General features: G+C 50.5%; 17 protein-coding genes and 1 pseudogene. 7 read left to right on the plus strand and 11 right to left on the minus strand.

Going from position 1 to position 18,029, the window contains the following annotated elements; translation table 11 throughout:
- Positions 1-30: 30 nt before the first annotated feature.
- The 4 genes from HF324_RS33460 to HF324_RS27880 form a co-directional block, all read right to left on the minus strand.
- Complete coding sequence (locus HF324_RS33460) at positions 31-873, minus strand: prephenate dehydrogenase (RefSeq protein ID WP_168806421.1); 843 nt, start codon at positions 871-873, stop codon at positions 31-33.
- Positions 870-2,033, minus strand: a complete 1,164-nt coding sequence (locus HF324_RS27870) for a pyridoxal phosphate-dependent aminotransferase (RefSeq protein ID WP_168861377.1) — start codon at positions 2,031-2,033, stop codon at positions 870-872. Before HF324_RS27870 ends, HF324_RS33460 begins: the two co-directional genes overlap by 4 nt.
- A 22-nt stretch (positions 2,034-2,055) precedes the next feature.
- Positions 2,056-2,880: a prephenate dehydratase gene (locus HF324_RS27875; protein ID WP_168806425.1), complete on the minus strand. Its 825-nt coding sequence runs from the start codon at positions 2,878-2,880 to the stop codon at positions 2,056-2,058.
- Positions 2,881-3,495: 615 nt separating this feature from the next.
- Positions 3,496-3,735 (minus strand): hypothetical protein, encoded by a 240-nt coding sequence (locus HF324_RS27880; protein ID WP_168806427.1) that lies wholly within the window; start codon positions 3,733-3,735, stop codon positions 3,496-3,498.
- Between the two features lie 133 nt (positions 3,736-3,868).
- On the opposite strand from HF324_RS27880, the gene HF324_RS27885 reads away from it, so the two are divergent.
- Both HF324_RS27885 and HF324_RS27890 read left to right on the plus strand, forming a co-directional pair.
- Entirely contained in the window at positions 3,869-4,444 is a 576-nt protein-coding gene (locus tag HF324_RS27885; protein WP_168806429.1) for an RNA polymerase sigma factor, read from the plus strand.
- 24 nt (positions 4,445-4,468) lie between these two features.
- Positions 4,469-5,554 (plus strand): S1C family serine protease, encoded by a 1,086-nt coding sequence (locus HF324_RS27890; RefSeq protein ID WP_168806432.1) that lies wholly within the window; start codon positions 4,469-4,471, stop codon positions 5,552-5,554.
- Between the two features lie 97 nt (positions 5,555-5,651).
- On the opposite strand, the gene HF324_RS27895 is transcribed toward HF324_RS27890, so the two are convergent.
- The 6 genes from HF324_RS27895 to HF324_RS27920 all read right to left on the minus strand — a co-directional run bounded on the left by HF324_RS27895 (position 5,652) and on the right by HF324_RS27920 (position 13,637).
- The gene (locus HF324_RS27895) at positions 5,652-6,368 is read right to left on the minus strand and encodes a carboxypeptidase-like regulatory domain-containing protein (RefSeq protein WP_168806433.1); all 717 of its coding nucleotides are present in this window, start codon (positions 6,366-6,368) and stop codon (positions 5,652-5,654) included.
- Between the two features lie 174 nt (positions 6,369-6,542).
- A complete protein-coding gene (locus HF324_RS27900) occupies positions 6,543-7,487 on the minus strand; it encodes an aldose 1-epimerase (RefSeq protein ID WP_168861378.1) in 945 nt (314 codons plus the stop codon).
- A 104-nt stretch (positions 7,488-7,591) separates the two neighbouring features.
- Positions 7,592-8,920: a xylose isomerase gene (gene xylA / locus HF324_RS27905; protein WP_168861379.1), complete on the minus strand. Its 1,329-nt coding sequence runs from the start codon at positions 8,918-8,920 to the stop codon at positions 7,592-7,594.
- A gap of 29 nt (positions 8,921-8,949) precedes the next feature.
- Positions 8,950-10,434, minus strand: a complete 1,485-nt coding sequence (locus HF324_RS27910; RefSeq protein WP_168806439.1) for a xylulokinase — start codon at positions 10,432-10,434, stop codon at positions 8,950-8,952.
- Positions 10,435-10,452: 18 nt separating this feature from the next.
- Positions 10,453-12,129 carry a sodium/sugar symporter gene (locus tag HF324_RS27915; RefSeq protein WP_168806441.1) on the minus strand — a complete coding sequence of 559 codons (1,677 nt, stop codon included), beginning with the start codon at positions 12,127-12,129 and terminating at the stop codon, positions 10,453-10,455.
- 371 nt (positions 12,130-12,500) lie between these two features.
- A complete protein-coding gene (locus HF324_RS27920; RefSeq protein WP_168806443.1) occupies positions 12,501-13,637 on the minus strand; it encodes an NAD(P)/FAD-dependent oxidoreductase in 1,137 nt (378 codons plus the stop codon).
- Between the two features lie 88 nt (positions 13,638-13,725).
- Here HF324_RS27920 and HF324_RS27925 point away from each other — a divergent pair, with 88 nt between their 5' ends.
- The 5 genes and pseudogenes from HF324_RS27925 to HF324_RS27945 all read left to right on the plus strand — a co-directional run bounded on the left by HF324_RS27925 (position 13,726) and on the right by HF324_RS27945 (position 16,702).
- Complete coding sequence (locus HF324_RS27925) at positions 13,726-14,775, plus strand: NAD(P)-dependent alcohol dehydrogenase (protein ID WP_220100634.1); 1,050 nt, start codon at positions 13,726-13,728, stop codon at positions 14,773-14,775.
- Between the two features lie 423 nt (positions 14,776-15,198).
- Positions 15,199-15,306: pseudogene (locus HF324_RS33915) on the plus strand (hypothetical protein); the annotation flags it as partial.
- 73 nt (positions 15,307-15,379) lie between these two features.
- On the plus strand, positions 15,380-15,721 hold the full coding sequence (locus HF324_RS27935; protein ID WP_168806447.1) for a hypothetical protein: 342 nt from the start codon (positions 15,380-15,382) through the stop codon (positions 15,719-15,721).
- An 8-nt stretch (positions 15,722-15,729) separates the two neighbouring features.
- The gene (locus HF324_RS27940; RefSeq protein WP_168806449.1) at positions 15,730-15,987 is read left to right on the plus strand and encodes a hypothetical protein; all 258 of its coding nucleotides are present in this window, start codon (positions 15,730-15,732) and stop codon (positions 15,985-15,987) included.
- A gap of 112 nt (positions 15,988-16,099) precedes the next feature.
- Positions 16,100-16,702, plus strand: a complete 603-nt coding sequence (locus HF324_RS27945) for a hypothetical protein (RefSeq protein WP_168861380.1) — start codon at positions 16,100-16,102, stop codon at positions 16,700-16,702.
- A 62-nt stretch (positions 16,703-16,764) separates the two neighbouring features.
- On the opposite strand, the gene ilvA is transcribed toward HF324_RS27945, so the two are convergent.
- Positions 16,765-18,024, minus strand: coding sequence for a threonine ammonia-lyase IlvA (gene ilvA, locus HF324_RS27950; protein WP_168861381.1), 1,260 nt, complete (start codon positions 18,022-18,024; stop codon positions 16,765-16,767).
- Positions 18,025-18,029: the final 5 nt, after the last annotated feature.

Consider the following 18,029-nt stretch of genomic DNA (forward strand, 5'->3'; position numbering starts at 1 on the left):
TGAAGTTAAGTAGATTGTTAGAATTTATGTTTATTTCAGGATTTTCCTGATTTTGTTTGATTTCTGAATCAGTTTGTAGAAGGTGTCGTAGTCTTCGTTCTCGAGCAGTGACTTCATCTGTTGCAGCTGGTGGATGTGTTCATCGAGCACATCGAGCACGTTGCCGCGGTTGTGTTTGAAGATGGGCACCCACATGTCCGGTGAGCTTTTGGCGAGGCGCACGGTAGATTCGAAACCGCCGCTGGCCAGTTCAAAGATGCGGCCGGACTCTTTCTCTTTTTTGAGTACGGTGAGCGCCAGCGCGAAAGACGTGATGTGAGAGATATGCGACACGTAAGCCGTGTGCAGGTCATGCTCCTGTCCATTCATATATACGGTGCGCATCTGCAGCTTGTCTACCATGTCTTCCACCATTTCCAGGGCGTCTTCATCGCTGTTTTTCACATCGCAGAGCACCATGGTTTTGTGGGTGAAGAGGTTGCGTATAGCAGCATCGGGGCCGGAGTACTCGGTGCCGGCCATCGGGTGGGCCGCCACAAAACGGCCGCGGTTGGGATGACCGGCAACGAGTTGTAATATTTTTTCTTTGGTAGAACCTACGTCCATGATCACCTGGTTGGGACGTACTTTGTCCATCAGGGCGGGCAACACCTGCAATACCGCATCTACGGGAATGGCGAGTATCACGAGGTCGGAGCATTGCAGCGCATCGTTGAGCGGCATGCCTTCATCGATGATGTTCAGCTCTTTGGCCCGTTGCAGGTGTTCTTGGTGCTGGTCCACGCCGATGATCTTCTCCGCCGCTCCTTTTTCCCGGAGGGTGATAGCCAGCGAGCCGCCGATCAAGCCTGTTCCTATTATTGTTACAATCATTTTATCGCAGTTTTTATACGGTCAATGGCCTCCTGGAAAACCTTCTCATCCTGGCAGAGGCTTACGCGGACATAGCCGTTACCGTTACTTCCGAAAATACCGCCGGGCGTAATGAATACACGTGCTTTCTGCAGCACTTCGTCACTCAGCGTATAGCCGCTGTCGATAGTAGCCGGGATGCGTGCCCAAACGAACATGCCTACCTGGTTTTTATCGTACGCGCATTGCAGCAGGTCCAGCAGCTGGAATACTTTTTCGCGGCGGGCGCGGTATATTTTATTGAGCCCGTCGTACCATTCGCGGCCCAGCTGCAGTGCTTTTACGGCGGCCATCTGCAGGGGCTGGAACATACCGGAGTCCATATTGCTTTTAAAGCGGAGCACATCAGCGATGCATTCAGCTTTACCTACCAGCATGCCAACGCGCCAGCCGGCCATGTTGGATGATTTGCTGAGCGAGTTGAGTTCCAGCACCACATCGCGTGCACCTTCAAACTGCAACAGGCTTTCGGGCTGTTCGTTGAGGATAAAACTGTACGGGTTATCGTGGCAGATCAGGATATTATGCTGTTTGGCGAAAGCGATCAGCTTTGCGGCAAACGCCTTGTTCACTTTGGCGCCGGTAGGCATATGGGGATAGTTGACCCACATGAGTTTCACCCGGCTCAGGTCTTTTTTTGCCAGTGCGTCCAGGTCGGGGAGCCAGCCGTTTTCCGCTACCAGGTCATAATCCACCACGATGGCGCCGCTCAGGTTGACCGCAGAGCGGTAGGTAGGGTAACCCGGATTGGGGATCAGCGCTTCATCGCCTGCCTGGAGGTAGGTCATGCAGATGTGCATGATACCTTCCTTTGAACCGATGAGGGGCAGCACTTCCGTGTCCGGATTCAGTGTTACCGCATAGTAGCGCTGGTACCAGTCAGCCATCGCTTTACGCAGCGCCGGGATACCTTTGTAGCCCTGGTAGGCGTGTGTATTGGGCAGGGCAGCCTGTTCATGGAGCGCCTCCACCACGGACGGGTGCGGGGGCAGGTCCGGGCTTCCGATACCCAGATTAATCACTTTGGGACCGTTTTGGTTCATTTCATCTATTTCCCGCAGTTTTTTGGAGAAATAGTATTCTTCTGTTCCCTGTAATCTTTTAGCAACCTGTATCTGCATATGCCTGTTTTCTGAATACTGATTAATGTGTTTTGCCTTTTCTGTAGATGCCCAGCACTTTGAGGTTTTCGGTAAGCGGCGCTATTTTTCCGAGCGCTTTTTCAAAGTGTGCCGGATTTTCGAATTCCATATCGGCGTGGAAGTAATAGTTCCACTCTTTGGCCGGGATGGGAAAAGACTGCAGCTTGGATAAGTTGATACCGGCATCTGCTATTTTGGTCAGCACCCTGGCGAGCGTACCTCTATCATGGCTGGTATGAAAATAAACAGAGGCTTTATTGGCGTCCGGGGCGACAGGCACGGCGGTACGGGACAGCGCCAGGAAGCGGGTGTAGTTGTTTTTGTTGGTCTGGATATTGGGCGCGATGATGTCCAGCTCATAAATTTCAGCGGCCAGTTTACCGGCGATGGCGGCTACGCTCTTCAGTTTCTTCTGACGTACGTGTTTGGCGCTGAGTGCGGTATCCTCTGTTTCCACCAGTTTGATGTGCGGATGTTTTTCGAGGAAGTCTATACACTGTAAAAGAGCCATAGGGTGGGAATGTACCTCGCGGATATCTTCCAGTTGCTGACCGGGCAGTACCATCAGGTGCTGGTTGATCTGCAGGTATACTTCACCGGTCACATGCAGACCGGAGTTTTTAAGGAGGCTGTAGTTCGGTAAAATGCTGCCGGCGATGGAATTTTCGATGGCCATGATACCGGCGTCCACGCCGGGGTCCTGTTTTACCTTACGCACCAGCTCGGAAAAGGTGGCACAGGCTTCAATATCGGTCTGTTTTCCGAAGAAACTCTGTGCAGCGATCTGGTGGAAAGCACCTTCAAACCCTTGTATGGCAATTTTCATGTGTATGGAGTTGATTTTTTATTGTTTTATAGTTGCTGTAGCAACTAGCTATTTGAAACAAGAAGGGCCCCGTCTCCGGGACCCTTTGCTTTATTTACCTGTATGTAAAGTATTTTATTGCAAACGAGTCCCCTGCTTCTTCGCAAAAAAGAAGTAATAAAAATAATAAGTGTTAAAGTGACGGTTTGACATATACAATATTTTGATAATTAAAAAGCCTCCCGTTTTCGCGGGAGGCTTTTTGTAGTTTCTTTTATCTTTTACTTACAAACGACCTCCCTATTCCTGGTACCAGAAATAATAGAAGCCAAAAAATCCGAAAGTCGCTTGTGTAGTCATATGCTCTTTTTGAACGTGTTACAAAAATACGGCACGGTTTTAATTATCCAAGCGTCTGATATAAAAAATACATTTTTTTAAATAATAAGGGGAGATTATTGAATTTAATCTAAAATTGCAGAAAAATGGAGGCAGTCATACATATTAAAACGGCAGCGGGGGCATCATTTTAAAAAAATATCGTTAGCGGGCTCATCAACAATACAGGAGGGCACAAAAAAAGACCGCTACAGCGATAGCCATAGCGGTCATATAAATTTAATCAGAGTTTGCTAATTAGTGTTTAGCAGCAGCAGAGTCAACTTTAGCAGCAACTGAGTCGATTTTTGCAGCAGCAGAGTCAACAACAGCAGCAGTGTTAGCAGCAGCAGAATCAACTTTAGCAGCAGCAGAGTCGATTACAGCGCCAGCGTTAGTTGCAGTAGAGTCGGTAGCAGGTTTTTCACCACCGCCGCAAGCTACAGCGAACAGACCGAAAGACAGAGCCAGGAAACCAAGTTTAATTACGTTCTTCATCGTACAAATAATTTAAGGTGTTTTTTGAATGATTTACCCTTTATACCGGGATCACCCAAAAGGTAACCCAAACTTTTAAAAAATTTTTTTTTCGGTACTTTGGGTTACCAAATGCCTAATAATCGTATTAAGAGTGAAGCAACATCAAGACATAACAAGAGACAGGGAATTATTGCTGGGATTGGCAAGAAGTGATGATAAGTCATTGGAAACCATCTATTCTGAGAATTTTCCGGTAGTGCTGCGCATGATTTTACAACACAATGGCAGCGAAGACGACGCCAAGGATGTTTTCCAGGAAGCGATCATCATTTTATATGAAAAGGCCTGCGAGGGTAATTTTAACCTGACCAGCCGTCTAAAGACTTTCCTCTATTCGGTATGCCGCCATTTATGGCTGAAAAAAGTACAAAGCACTTACGGGCTTTATGCTATCCCGCCGGAAATGGAAGAAACGATCCCGGCCACGGAGGTGGTAGACGAGCACAACACCAGGGACGAACAGTTCCGCGTCATGGAAAGTGCGATGGGCAGCATAGGCGAACCCTGCAGGACAATTCTGGAAGACTATTATATACAGAAACTGTCCATGCAGGAAATAGCGGAGAAATTTGGTTATACCAACGCCGAAAATGCTAAAAATCAGAAGTATAAATGTCTGATGCGCCTGAAAAAGTTATTTTTTGATCAGTATAATACATCCTTATAAGCAGCAACGGCCATGAAAGAAGACATGAACTTACTACGTGAAATTGAACGTTACCTGGAAGGGGAAATGAGCGGACAGGAAAAAGCCGTTTTTGAGGAACTGCGTAAAAACAATCCGCAAATCAACCGTCAGGTGGAGGAGCAGGCGTTTTTCCTGCAGCAGCTGCAACATTTTGGCCAGCGGCAGTCGCTGAAGGCTAAAATGGACCATCTTCACCGGCAGCTGGACATGCCTACCCTCCGTAAACAGGCCCAGGAAGAGAACCTGGCCGCCAAAAGGGTATCCATCCGCCGCCGCACCATCACCAACCTGGCAGCCGCTGCCTGTATAGCCCTGGTGACGTCCCTGTCTACCATCGCTATCCTGCAGAATGCAGCCAAAAACAAATCCACCGCACAGTACGAGGACGTCAGAAGGGTACTGAACAATATCCAGCGCTCCCAGAATGCACTCATCAACGATATCAATAATAAAAACAGAGCACCGGTAAATCCCGGTACTTATGGCGGCACTGGTTTTGCAGTATCCGGCAACGGCTACATTGTTACCAACTATCATGTAGTAGCGGGCGCAGATTCGGTATATGTGCAGAATAATAAAGGGGAAGCTTTTAAAGCTGTCAGCGTTTTTGAAGACATCTCCAGCGATCTGGCGGTACTGAAAATTGCCGACTCCACCTTCAAAAGCCAGCCCCTGCCCTACGCACTGAAACCCCAGAACGCAAGGCTGGGCGAAGAAGTTTTCACCATGGGTTTCCCCCGCGATGAAATCGTTTACGGCAAAGGGTACATCAGCGCCAAAACCGGCTTCAACGGCGATACGACCGCCTACCAGGTGTCTATCCCTGTCAATCCAGGCAATAGCGGCGCTCCCCTGTTAGACAACCAGGGCGATGTGGTGGGTATCGTTACCGGCAAACAAACCACCTCCGACGGTATCGCTTTCGCAGTGAAATCAGCTCACCTGAAACGCCTGCTGGATGAAATGCCGAAAGACAAAGGCATGAAAAAAGAAATGGCCCGTAACAAAAGCCACCTGGAAGGAGTGAACAGAATAGATCAGATCAAAAAACTGGAAGAGTTTGTATATATGGTGAAGGTTTATAACTAAGTTTTTGAACACAATAGCCTATAAATCAAAAGGGTGAAGACTTCGGCTTGTTCTTCACCCTTTTTTCATTTTCGAATTTTGATATTTTGGTATTTGGTTATTTCTTCTGCCAGGCTTTGTATTTGTCCGTGATCCAGTACAGCAGGTCGTTATGGCCGATGGTCCGCATCGTTTCGTAATCCGGATAATTGTCCCGCATAAACAGCTGCAGAGAATCCCCTTTGAGTCCGGTCACCTGGCTTACCAGTACCGGTGTAAAGCGGGAATCGATATATTTCTCTTTCTCCATCTCCTCGTAATTCTTCTTGAACTGTCTTTTCTGTTTTTCGCTTTTGGAATAGCGGGTAAACGGACTGAAGACAATACCGGCGCCCTGCGGCGTACTGCCGCCGGCCAGCGGCTTATTGGGGAGGTCCAGCAGATAACCGTACTGCCGGCGGCGCTCAATAGAGTCCAGCTGATAAGGAGTATACTGAGAGGAAATTTCCACTCCTTTCAGGAAACGGCTGGCCACCACCAGTTTTACATTGAGCGTCTGCGTGCCGGTGGTCTGCGTCACTTTCACGGTATCCGGCAGGTAGCCCACGAAAGTGAAAACGATCTTATCATTCCGGGTAGCGTCTATCCTGTAAAAACCACCCTGGTCTGACAGTGCATGTTTGCCTGTGGTCAGGTTGGTAATAGTGGCATAAGGCAGCACCAGTTTGTTGCTGTCTGAAATCTGTCCGGTTACGATGACCTGTGCTTTTGCAACAAAAGGGAACAACATCCCGGCAATGCAACCCAGCAACAGCATGCGCATGTGAGCCTTCATAAATTATGTGTGTTTTTAAATCCTGACTATCCTTCCTCTCCCTGAACAACCAATACTGCGTGTATTGTTCATATCCATTCCAGCCCACAATTTAAATAAATTGAGGCGGTTGTTAAAAAACAAATCCTCCGGCGGATGACCGGAGGACCTTAATATCTGGCAGCATTACTGTGGTTATGCTGTAATTCTCATCCTGGTGTCAAATGTGCGACTTTCACCGGTGGCCAGCGTTACCAGGCCAATCCCGTTATTAAAGGCGTTGGGCGCTCCACTGAGGTTCTCCACAGCGATACTGTTGCGGTGTGGCGGAATATATACCTGTAAAACAGGATAGTGATCTCCCGGAAAGAAATCGATCTGGATATTTTTCACCGGGTCCAGCAGGGAGGCAAGCGGTTGTGCCTGGGAAAAGTCCAGCACAAATGAGTTGTCCAGCTCCACGCCTGCCAGTTTTTTACCTTTTTCAAATTCCGTGTAGGGCAATACTTTTCCTGTCGGGATCAGTTTGGCATCGAACTCTACGATTTCTTTGGAGGCGAAGGTCAGCACCAGTTCATCCACCGGCGTGCCGGTAGAGAAATAAGGGTGCCATCCGTCCATCACCGGGATGGAAGTCTGGCTGTTGTTGACAATTTTAGTGGTCACCTGAAGTTCATTGCCCTGGCGCAGCGTATAGGTAGCGTGGCAATCGTAGCTGAAGGGGTAACCGGTATCTTCCTCGCGGAAGCTGTAAGACAGCGTCACAGTAGCTTCCTTTGCGGTAGCATCCTGTGCGGTGACGGTGAATTTTGCATCATACAGCAGGCCATGGATGGCGTTTCCGGGCGCTATTGTTTTTTCGATGCTATAGGTATTGCCCTGCCATTCGTAGGCAGCATCTTTGATACGGCAGGCAAAAGGGCTGAGTTTTACGCTTTTAAAACTGCTGTGCAGGTTCTCCCGGAGATCTTCGAGGCTGCTGTAGCTGTCGATAAGGTTGATAAGTTTACCCTGGCGGCGCACTTTAAAAGCGTGCAGCAATGCGCCATGGGACGGCACGATCTCCACCTGTGTGCCGCTTTGTTCGTCAGTGAGGGCAATGATATCAAATCCCGCCTCATGAAAAGTGTTGATTGTCATTGTTCATTGTTTTGTTCACGCAAAGGCGCAAAGCAGCAAAGACGCAAAGATAGCAAAGGCAGCGAAAGTTCTTTGCTGCTTTGCTCCTTTGCGTCTTTGCGTGATTAAATACAGTTGTTGATCATATTTTCGAGCCATTCCTGCTTGCCGCTGATCTGGGCGGGTTCTCCGTTAGCGGCGGCGATATTACGCAGGTCTTCCAGGGTGAGCCTGCCCTCTTCGAAGGCTTTCCCGTTGCCGGAATCGAAAGAGGCGTAGCGGTCTGCCCTGAATTTTTTATAGGCTGTTTTCGTCAGTACTTTTTCAGCGATGATGGCGGCCCTGGCGAAGGCGTCGATGCCACCGATGTGTGCGTGGAAGATATCTTCCAGATCGGTGGAGTTACGGCGGGTTTTAGCGTCGAAGTTAACGCCGCCGCCGGCGAAGCCGCCTGCTTCGAGGATAACGAGCATGCTTTCCACCAGTTCATTGAGATGGGTGGGGAACTGGTCGGTGTCCCAGCCGTTCTGATAATCGCCGCGGTTGGCGTCGATGCTGCCCAGCATTCCGGCATCGGCAGCCACCTGCAGCTCATGCTGGAAGGTATGGCCGGCCAGGGTGGCGTGGTTCACTTCTATATTCAGTTTAAAATCTTTGTCCAGTCCGTAATGGCGCAGGAAACCGATAACAGTGGCACTATCGTAGTCATACTGATGTTTGGTAGGCTCGCAGGGTTTCGGTTCGATAAAGAAAGTGCCTTTGAAGCCTTGTTTACGGGCATAATCGCGGGCGATGGTCAGGAATTGCGCCAGGTGTTCCTGTTCTCTTTTCATGTTGGTATTGAGCAGGGTCATATAACCTTCGCGGCCGCCCCAGAAAACATAGTTCTCTCCTTTCAGTGCGATGGTGGCGTCGAGCGCGTTTTTAACCTGTGTGCCGGCATAAGCCAGCGCGGCAAAATCCGGATTGGTGGCTGCTCCGTTCATGTAGCGGGGATTGCTGAACACGTTGGCTGTGCCCCAGAGCAGTTTCACGCCGCTGACGTCCTGTTTCTGTTTGGCGTAATCCACGATCTGCTGCATCCTGCTTTCGTATTCGGCGATGGTAGCGCCTTCGTCCACCAGGTCTATGTCGTGGAAACAATAATAAGGCAGTCCCAGTTTGGTGATAAATTCGAAAGCGGCATCCATTTTATCCTTTGCGCTTTGAACAGCGTCTGTGGCTACCAGCCAGGGGAAGTGTTTGGTGCCTGGGCCGAAGGGGTCGCCGCCGGTGCCGCAGAAGGTGTGCCAGTAGCTTACCGCGAAGCGGAACAGTTCTTTCATGGATTTGCCGGCGATGAGGCGGTTTTCGTCATACCAGCGGTAGGCCAGCGGGTTGTCTGATTCCGGCCCTTCGTAGCGGATCTGCCCAATGCCTTTAAAATACTCGTGATTTCCTAGTGTAATGCTCATAAAAGTGGATTTTAAAATGTCGTATATCATTAACCGTTAGCCAGCAATGAATGCAGGCCAGACAGCCAGTGGCTGTATGCTTCTGTATAGTGGTCGCGGAGCCGGTTATCCGGTTCAATTACTGCGAGACATTCCATGCCTCTGAAGGCTTCTTTGACAGACAGGTAACCGGCGCCGACGGCGGCTCCTCTTGCTGCGCCCTGCGCCCCGTCTGTATTATATAGTTCGATGACTACATTGGCCGTGTTAGCAAAAGCTTCCCGGAAGAGCGGGCTGAGGAACATATTGGCATGACCGGCGCGCATACGGTGTATGCCGAGGCCCATGTCCGTCATGATGTCGAGGCCGTAATTCAGTCCGAAGACGATGCCTTCCTGCACGGCCCTCAGCATGTGCGCCCGTTGATGCCGGTTGAAATCAAGACCGCTGACGGTAGCGCCGGTGCTTTTGTTGCCCAGTATTCTCTCTGCGCCGTTGCCAAAGGGGAATACCCGCAAGCCATCGGCTCCCGGCGGGGCCTGTGCTGCCATTTCGTTCATGTCGGTGTAACTGATATCGCCGATCATGTTGCGTAGCCAGGAGTTGGCGATGCCGGTGCCATTGAGGCACATGAGCACGCCGTCGCGGGTATGCTGCGCGTCGTTGTTCACATGCACAAAAGTATTGACGCGGCTTTCGCGATCGAAGGTATGCTGGTCGTGAACGGCATATACTACGCCGGAGGTGCCGGCGGTGGTAGCTGCTTCGCCGGGTTCGAGCACGTTGAGTGAAAAAGCGTTGTTGGGCTGGTCGCCGGCTCGGTAGGTGACCGGTGTGCCGGGCGCCAGTTGTAAAGTCTCAGCAGCTGCGGCGGTAAGCTGGCCCTGTATGCCAAAAGTAGGCACTATGGCCGACAGCAGCTGCGGGCTGATCTGGTAGTAGTCCAGCAGCTGGCTGCTGACAGCATTACCCGGGAAATCCCAGAACGTGCCCTCGGAGAGGCCGGATACCGTGGTAGTAGCTTCACCGGTGAGCTTCAGGGCGATAAAATCACCAGGCAGCATTACCTTATGGATCCGTTCGTACACCTGCGGTTCGTTTTCGTGTATCCATCGCAGTTTGGAAGCGGTAAAATTGCCGGGGGAGTTAAGCAGGTGAGAGAGGCAATAGGATTCTCCCAGTGCGGAGAATGCTTTGCGTCCTGTTTCTACCGCGCGGCTGTCGCACCAGATAATGGCGGGGCGCAGCACCTGCATGTCTTTGTCGACGCACACGAGGCCATGCATCTGGTAGGCAATGCCGATCCCTTTTATCATGGCAGGATCAAAAGCGTGCTGCCGGCGCAGGAGCGCGGTGGCGTTCACCACCTCCTGCCACCAGCTTTCCGGGTCCTGTTCCGCCCAGCCGGGATGCGGCACTACAATGGGCATCTCACGGGACGGACTGGTGGCCGTTGCCAGGCAACGGCCGGTGTCTGCGTCCAGTAGTGCGGCTTTAATAGAAGACGAGCCGATATCGTAACCAATAAAATACATATCTGTTGTGAATAACGATTACCAATAAACGGTATACAGCGCAATGAGGATACCGATGATGAACAATGCGCCGATAGTGAACGGCATGGCAGTTTTAAACATGCTGCTGTCGATTTCCAGTCCTTTCGGATTTTTTTTGCTGGAAGGATCAGCGAGGGAAATGATGATCATACCTACTACACAGATCACGAACACAATACCCATACGGTCGATGAAAGCCATTTCATAAACGCCTGCCGCGTTGGGGGCGGCCCAGCCAAACTGGTAGAGGGGCTGCAGGTCTACCCAGTTGGGCAGGAACTTCAGCACAAAAGACATCAGCAGTCCGACGATCATCGCAAAGAGGGCGGCGTTGGAAGTGGTCCGTTTCCAGAAGAAGCCCATGATGAACATGGCAAATACGCCCGGGGATACGAAGCCGGTATATTCCTGGATAAACTGGAAACCGCCTTTTTTGTCGATACCGAGGAAGTTGGACAGGACGATAGCGAGCACCATGGCGACGATCACCGTCACACGCCCTACCCGCACCACTTTCTGTTCATCGGCCTCTTTATGATATATCTTCTTATAAATATCCAAAGTAAAAATGGTGGAGATACTGTTGGCTTTACCTGCCAGCGAGGCCACCACCGCAGCGGTGAGTGCCGCGAAGGCCAGGCCCTTCAGGCCACTGGGCAGCAGGTTGAGCAGCACAGGATAAGCGTTGTCCGGGTTCAGGGAGCCGCCCTGCATCATCTCTGTGTGGAACTGGCCCTGCTGGTACAGCACATAAGCCGCAATACCCGGCAGCACCACGATGATAGGCATGAGCAGTTTGAGGAAGCCGGCAAACAGCAGGCCGCTGCGGGCGGTTTTCAGATCGGCGCCCAGCGCGCGTTGCGTGATGTACTGGTTACACCCCCAGTAGTTGAGGTTCACGATCCACATACCCCCTACCAGTATACTTAATCCCGGCAGGTCGAGGTAGTGGGCGTCCTCTTTTTTGAAGATCATATGGAAGTGGTCGTCCGCATGCTGATGGAGGAGGCTGAAGCCTTTCATTACACCGCTTTCGCCGAAGTGCTGCGCCACGAGGTCCAGCGCCAGGTAGGTGGTAGCCAGACCGCCCAGGATGAGGAAGAATACCTGGATAACGTCTGTATAACCGATCACTTTCATACCGCCGAGGGTGATGAGCACCGCAAAAAAAGACAGCGCCACCATGCAGACGTAGAAATCGATACCGGAGATTTTATTGATCGCCAATGCGCCCAGGTAAAGGATGGACGTGAGGTTTACCACCACGTACAGCAACAGCCAGAACACCGCCATGATCGTACTCACCGTTTGGTTGTACCGGCGTTCCAGGAACTGGGGCATTGTATAGATCTTATTTTTCAGGTAGATAGGAAGAAAAAAGACCGCTACCACGATCAGCGTGGCCGCCGCCATCCATTCATAGGTGGAGATAGCCAGGCCCATGGAGAAACCGGAGCCGGACATACCGATGAACTGTTCCGCAGAGATATTGGAGGCAATGAGGGAAGCGCCGATCGCCCACCAGGTAAGGGAGCCTTCCGCCAGGAAAAAGTCTTTGGAGTCTGTTGTCGCCTTCTTCTTTTTCTGGTAGATATAATACCCGTAGCCGGCCACTATTACAAAATATACCAGGAATACCAGGTAATCGACGTAGTGAAGTAAGTTTGGTTGCATAAATGTTCAAACGTGGTTTGTATAATAAATTTGGCGGATCAATATAGTGAAATAAATGTATTTAATACACTTATGCACCATAAAAAAGCAAAAACTAAAAACCGCAGCGTGACTGCGGTTTTCCCGGGAGATCAAATCTATACATTTAAAATTGCTATCAAAGCACTTTAACAAAAAACCGGAGAGCCGTTGGCGTTAGGGCGCGGCGGCCAGCGGGAAGGCATGCGGGAGGTTGTCCGGAGAGGCCCGCGATGGGTTGTCCCGGGAGGCCCGGCGGGTACATAGCTGCTGCCAGGGGGAGGCCCGGCCGACGAGCTGTTGCCCGGACGCTGCCAGCGTGTGGGCGGCGGTCCGGTCGTCGCAGGGCAACGTCACTGCAGCGCCATGGCCGCTATTTTATCTCCTATGAGCGACCCTATTGCCACGCCCATACCGCCCATGCGGACCCCGAGAATAATATTCCCGGAATGGGCGCGCACGATCGGTTGTTTGGTGCTGCCGAAGGCCATAATGCCGGTCCACCGGTCGGCGATGGTAAAAGGCCGCCCGGGGAGTATCAGGTGGCGCAGCATTTCCTCCAGTTCGTGCTGGATACGGTCGTTGTAGCGGAACTCGGTGGAGGTTTCGCCGGAAAAATCCAGTTGGCGCCCGCCACCGAGCAGTACGCGGCCATCGAGCTCACGGAAATAGAAATAACCTTCTTCCAGGTGGAAAATGCCTTTAAAAGGCAGGCCTGGGATAGGCCCGGTGATGAGCACCTGTCCCCTTCCCGGGGTGACTTCCAGCTCCGGCAACAGCTGCCGGGTAAAAGCATTGGTACATACCAGCAGCTTCCGGGCACGGAACACCACTTCTTCTTTCAGGAGGTGATGGGTGACCATCACATTCACCCCGGAGCGCAGGTCTTCAATGCGGGTAACAGGGCAGCCGGTTTTTATCTCCACCCCCATGGCGATCGTTTTATCGATGAGTGCACGCATCATTTTCCCGGTATGCAGTTCCCCTTCATGATTATTGCTGACCATGGCCTTTACATGGCCCGGTGCAAATCCGAATGGCGCAATTTTATGAGTGGCCAGGGAGAAAGCGGGCGTTTCGCCGAGTATGCCGGCCAGCATACGGTTGACCTCGTCCAACTGATGGAGTGCCCATTCTTCCCGGGCGCCGATCAGTTCATAGCTTCCGTTTTCCCGGTAGCCGATCCGGTCGTCGCCGAGGCGACGGCGGAGCAGTTGCAGGCCGGCCCGCCGCATAGCCACCAGCTCCAGCACCGCTTCTGCGGGCATGGTCTGCAGGTCGGCCAGTATTTCGGTCAGGCTGCCGATACAGGCGAAGCCGGCATTTTTGGTGCTGGCCCCGGTAGGCAGCACCTCTCTTTCCAGCACCAGCACCCGGGCGGCTGGCTCCCGTTCCCGCAGGCTGATGGCCGCAGAGAGGCCTACGATGCCGCTTCCGGCGATGATATAGTCGTACTGAAGCAGGCTTTGCTTCTCCCAATAGCTTAACATCCTACTAAGTTAATCAATTGGCAACAGGATCGCAGTCAGCGTAAAACTGTTTAAAAATCAGTAGTTTCGGAATCCAAAATCAACGACCATGATTGATACCCAAGCTTATGCAGCACAAAGTGCTACTTCGCCTCTCGGTCCGTGGAACTTTCAGCGGAGAGAGGTCGGTCCCCACGATGTACAGATTGAAATCCTTTATTGTGGCGTATGTCATTCAGATATTCACCAGGTACGGGATGAATGGGGCGGTTCCGTGTACCCGATGGTGCCCGGCCATGAGATCGTGGGCCGTATCGTGAAAACAGGCGACCATGTCACCAAATTCAAGGTAGGCGACCTGGCGGGCATCGGCTGTTTTGTGGATTCCTGCCGGGAATGTACCCCCTGCCGGGCCGGAGAAGAACAATACTGCGAGAAAGGCAACGCCAGCACTTACAACGGCACCGAGATGGACCGTAAAACGCTGACCTACGGCGGCTATTCCACGCAGATCGTGACAGATGAAAAATATACGTTAAAAATTTCTGACAAGCTGCCCCTCGAAGGTGTAGCACCGCTGCTCTGCGCCGGTATCACTACCTACTCCCCGCTGCGTCACTGGAAAGTAGGCAAAGGGCATAAGGTAGGCGTACTCGGGCTGGGCGGCCTCGGGCATATGGCAGTTAAACTGGCCCATTCCATGGGCGCCGAAGTGACCATGCTGAGCACCTCTCCTTCCAAAGAGGCAGACGCCAAAAAGCTGGGAGCACATCACTTCGCCCTGATCAAAGACAAGGAGCAGATGAAAAGCCTGCGCAACACTTTTGACTTCATCATCAATACCGTATCCGCCCCGCACGACTATAACCAGTTCCTTCGGCTGCTGACGCTCGACGGCGTGATGATCTGTCTGGGCATACCGCCGGAGCCTTCCACTGTGCCCGCATTCAACCTTATTATGGGGCGCCGCAGTATCGCCGGTTCGCTGATAGGCGGTATCCGGGAAACACAGGAGATGCTGGACTACTGCGCCGAGCATAATATTGTCAGTGATGTGGAAGTTATTGATATCAAAGATATCAATACTGCGTATGACCGTATGATGAAAGGTGATGTGAAATATCGTTTTGTGATAGATATCGCTAGTCTGAGAAAATAACCGTTTTACGAAATTATCCTGATAAAGGCAGGCGGGCGCCTGCCTTTATCTTTTTCAGGCGCCACAGGATTGATCGGACTGCAAACATACCGCAGAGATCTTAAAACGCAGATGCAATGCTGGCCTACAGTACTTCCTGTCCACATGAAAAGATCATTTTATTCTTTTTCAACCCCGCATTGTTCCTATATTTAATTATCATTTCCGATTGTTAATACCCGGCCCCAGGCTTTGTAAACCATATCTAATGCTTATCAGCAGCCAACACTTCACCCCGGTGTGGATAGGTAAGATTGATATTTATGGGCAGGTTCAGTCATCACAAGCAGACAAGTCCTTTGAGCCTTTCCGGTACGCAGGACACACGAAGATGCCGAAACAGGACTTGCTTACAACCGTTTCCGATATTACGACGCCTCTACAGGCGTATACATCAGTCAGGACCCACTTGGACCGGAAGGAGAGAATCTAAATTTTTACACATCTGTACGAGACAGCAAGGAGATAGAGGTGATTTTATTAAATTTATAGAAGGAGACTTCGAAATTCCGAAAAAAAATCTTCTCAGACATGGGGTAACACCTTGCAGATAAATTTCAAATTTATGATCACAGGAATCGACTACATTTTATATACCCGAAATAAACAAGATGTTTTTATTCAGAAAATGAAAGATTCGCTCCCATTTTGGGACAACTCCTATTATGTAATAGATACAGAAGACGAAACAACTGACATTTTTGTTGCGAAAGACGAAAAGATGTTTCAACTTATGGATGAAAAAGGGTATTATACAACAAGAGGCTCCGGCGAAGGTCCTTTTTTAGTCATGTTCAACAGCAAGTATGCTCCCGATCGCAATAGGGTAACATTGGTTCTCCCTAAAGAAATTGACAAATCAAAATTTTCCCGACAAGTCTTTAACTGGATTAAATCCATTCTTTAAATTCTGCCATGTTAGCTGAAGCAATGAACACCTACAATATTGCCTTGTATACCATCAAGGAAAAAGGCTATTCCATAAAGCTGGAACCGGATGATGCGAAGGAAGAAATTATTTCATGGCTGGCCATCAAAGAAGACGTGACCATTTCCGCCTTCAATCCTTTGTCATTACTGGCGCTCGTTGTCGTAAACGAACAATATGGCAAAGATTGGAAACAAGTAAAAACAGGGAATTTATACGATGAAATACTGGATCAGGAAGACTGATCTGACAGCAGTGAATGCTATCATGTAAAATTAGGAGTATTCAACCGGCTAAAGTCCGTGCTGTAAGCAGCACTATTAAACTGATTCACACAAGAAGATCACCGCACCAACCATGGCACTACAAACTGACGTTTTACACGCACTAAAAGACAAATTGCTCAACTGGCAGCACCTCACTGAACCGGAACTGGAAACATCTGTCCGGGAATTTGAAAAAATACCACGCGCGGAAGTGTCCACCTTTTATACCCCGGTATTATCCAACAATGACCTGGGAGCCATATTGGTGGCTATCGGCAGGCAATTCCCGGAAAACACCAAACTACAGGTCAATGTAGTGTCCGCATTAGGTAATATGGTATGGCGGTATGGGCTTACCCCCACAGATGCCATGTTCGACTACCTGGTCGCCACCGTTGATAACAGGAAGGTCAACTTTTATGTGGCGTTGCATATCCGTGTTTTTCCACAGTACCAGACATGGGACAGGAAGTGGGAATATCTTTTGTCGGTGCCGGACATTGCGCCCCGAAAAAAGGCTTTTGTCGTTTTTTACGACACGGTAAAACAGCAGCTGGAGAAACGGGATATGATGCCGCTGGCAGTGAAGCAGGTAATTATCAAAAAAATCCAGGCCCAGCTGCAGGATGAAAACCTGCATCCTTATCTGAAAGACGACTACCTGGCCACCATACACGCAATAGTGGAGCAATAAAAAAGCCCGCTCATAAAAATGACCAGGCATGTATTACTCTTAAAACAACTATTTGTCAAACGCTAAACCAGATAACCAAACAGGTTATCGTCTTTATTCAATTCGGTAAATTGGAAATTATATTTCCGGAAATTGGCGATGAGGGTATCATAATCCTCCCTGCATTTCAGCTCTATGCCGACCAATGCGGGGCCTGTTTCCTTATTATGTTTCTGAATAAATTCAAAGCGGGTGATATCGTCGTTGGGGCCGAGAATATGGTTCAGGAATTCCCTGAGTGCGCCCGGACGTTGTGCAAAGCGGACGATAAAGTAGTGTTTCAGCCCTTCGTAGAGGAGTGAGCGTTCCTTTATTTCCTGCATACGGTCGATATCGTTATTGCTGCCGCTGATGATGCAGACCACTTTTTTCCCTTTGATTTCTTCCGCGTGGTCCTGAAGGGCGGTGATAGAGAGCGCGCCGGCAGGTTCTACCACGATAGCGTCTTCATTATACAGCTTGAGGATGGTGGAGCATACCATGCCTTCCGGAACGAGGTGCATTTTATCCAGCACTTCGCGGCATACTTCGTAGTTGAGCGCCCCTACTCTTTTCACAGCGGCGCCGTCCACGAAACGTTCGATTTCATCCAGGGTTACCGGGCCGCCGTTTTCGAAAGCGCGCGTCATAGAAGGAGCGCCTTCCGGTTCTACGCCGATAATGCGGGTTTTAGGGCTATAGGTTTTGAAGTAGGTGCCTGCGCCTGCGGCGAGGCCGCCACCTCCTACGGGTACAAATAAATAATCGATGTTGTTCTGGTCTTCCAGAATTTCTACGGCCACGGTGCCTTGTCCTTCCACGATTTTAGCATTATCGAAGGGGGGAATGAAGGTCATGCCGCTGGCGGCGGTGAAGGCCTGAGCTTCGGCGGAGCAGTCATCGAAGGTGTCGCCGGTGAGGCGTATTTCGATGTTATCGCCGCCGAACATATTGACCTGATTTACTTTTTGCTTTGGTGTGATGATCGGCATGAAAACCACGCCTTTGATGTTCATGGCTTTACAGGCATAGGCAAAACCCTGTGCATGGTTACCGGCGCTGGCGCAGGTAACGCCTTTAGCCAGCAGATCGGCAGGCAGGCTGCTGATCAGATTATAGGCGCCGCGGAGTTTGTAGGAGCGTACAATCTGCATATCCTCTCTTTTCAGATATACATCACAGTTATAGCGACGGGAGAGCGTAGCGCTATAAGTCAACGGGGTGCGGTTCACCACAGGCTTCAATTTCACCGACGCATCGAGGATATTGAGCGGGCTAACGCCAGATATTACATTAGAGGACATATTAG

Source organism: Chitinophaga oryzae, assembly GCF_012516375.2.
GTDB lineage: Bacteria > Bacteroidota > Bacteroidia > Chitinophagales > Chitinophagaceae > Chitinophaga > Chitinophaga oryzae.

Excerpts from the sequence above, each read along its gene's own strand:
- HF324_RS27925 (WP_220100634.1), top strand. The coding sequence starts at position 13,726 with ATGATTGATACCCAAGCTTATGCAGCACAAAGTGCTACTTCGCCTCTC.
- HF324_RS27920 (WP_168806443.1), bottom strand. The coding sequence starts at position 13,637 with ATGTTAAGCTATTGGGAGAAGCAAAGCCTGCTTCAGTACGACTATATC.
- HF324_RS27895 (WP_168806433.1), bottom strand. The coding sequence starts at position 6,368 with ATGAAGGCTCACATGCGCATGCTGTTGCTGGGTTGCATTGCCGGGATG.
- HF324_RS27880 (WP_168806427.1), bottom strand. The coding sequence starts at position 3,735 with ATGAAGAACGTAATTAAACTTGGTTTCCTGGCTCTGTCTTTCGGTCTG.
- HF324_RS27935 (WP_168806447.1), top strand. The coding sequence starts at position 15,380 with ATGATCACAGGAATCGACTACATTTTATATACCCGAAATAAACAAGAT.
- xylA (WP_168861379.1), bottom strand. The coding sequence starts at position 8,920 with ATGAGCATTACACTAGGAAATCACGAGTATTTTAAAGGCATTGGGCAG.
- HF324_RS27945 (WP_168861380.1), top strand. The coding sequence starts at position 16,100 with ATGGCACTACAAACTGACGTTTTACACGCACTAAAAGACAAATTGCTC.
- HF324_RS27890 (WP_168806432.1), top strand. The coding sequence starts at position 4,469 with ATGAACTTACTACGTGAAATTGAACGTTACCTGGAAGGGGAAATGAGC.
- ilvA (WP_168861381.1), bottom strand. The coding sequence starts at position 18,024 with ATGTCCTCTAATGTAATATCTGGCGTTAGCCCGCTCAATATCCTCGAT.
- HF324_RS27870 (WP_168861377.1), bottom strand. The coding sequence starts at position 2,033 with ATGCAGATACAGGTTGCTAAAAGATTACAGGGAACAGAAGAATACTAT.
- HF324_RS33460 (WP_168806421.1), bottom strand. The coding sequence starts at position 873 with ATGATTGTAACAATAATAGGAACAGGCTTGATCGGCGGCTCGCTGGCT.
- HF324_RS27910 (WP_168806439.1), bottom strand. The coding sequence starts at position 10,434 with ATGTATTTTATTGGTTACGATATCGGCTCGTCTTCTATTAAAGCCGCA.
- HF324_RS27915 (WP_168806441.1), bottom strand. The coding sequence starts at position 12,129 with ATGCAACCAAACTTACTTCACTACGTCGATTACCTGGTATTCCTGGTA.
- HF324_RS27940 (WP_168806449.1), top strand. The coding sequence starts at position 15,730 with ATGTTAGCTGAAGCAATGAACACCTACAATATTGCCTTGTATACCATC.
- HF324_RS27875 (WP_168806425.1), bottom strand. The coding sequence starts at position 2,880 with ATGAAAATTGCCATACAAGGGTTTGAAGGTGCTTTCCACCAGATCGCT.
- HF324_RS27900 (WP_168861378.1), bottom strand. The coding sequence starts at position 7,487 with ATGACAATCAACACTTTTCATGAGGCGGGATTTGATATCATTGCCCTC.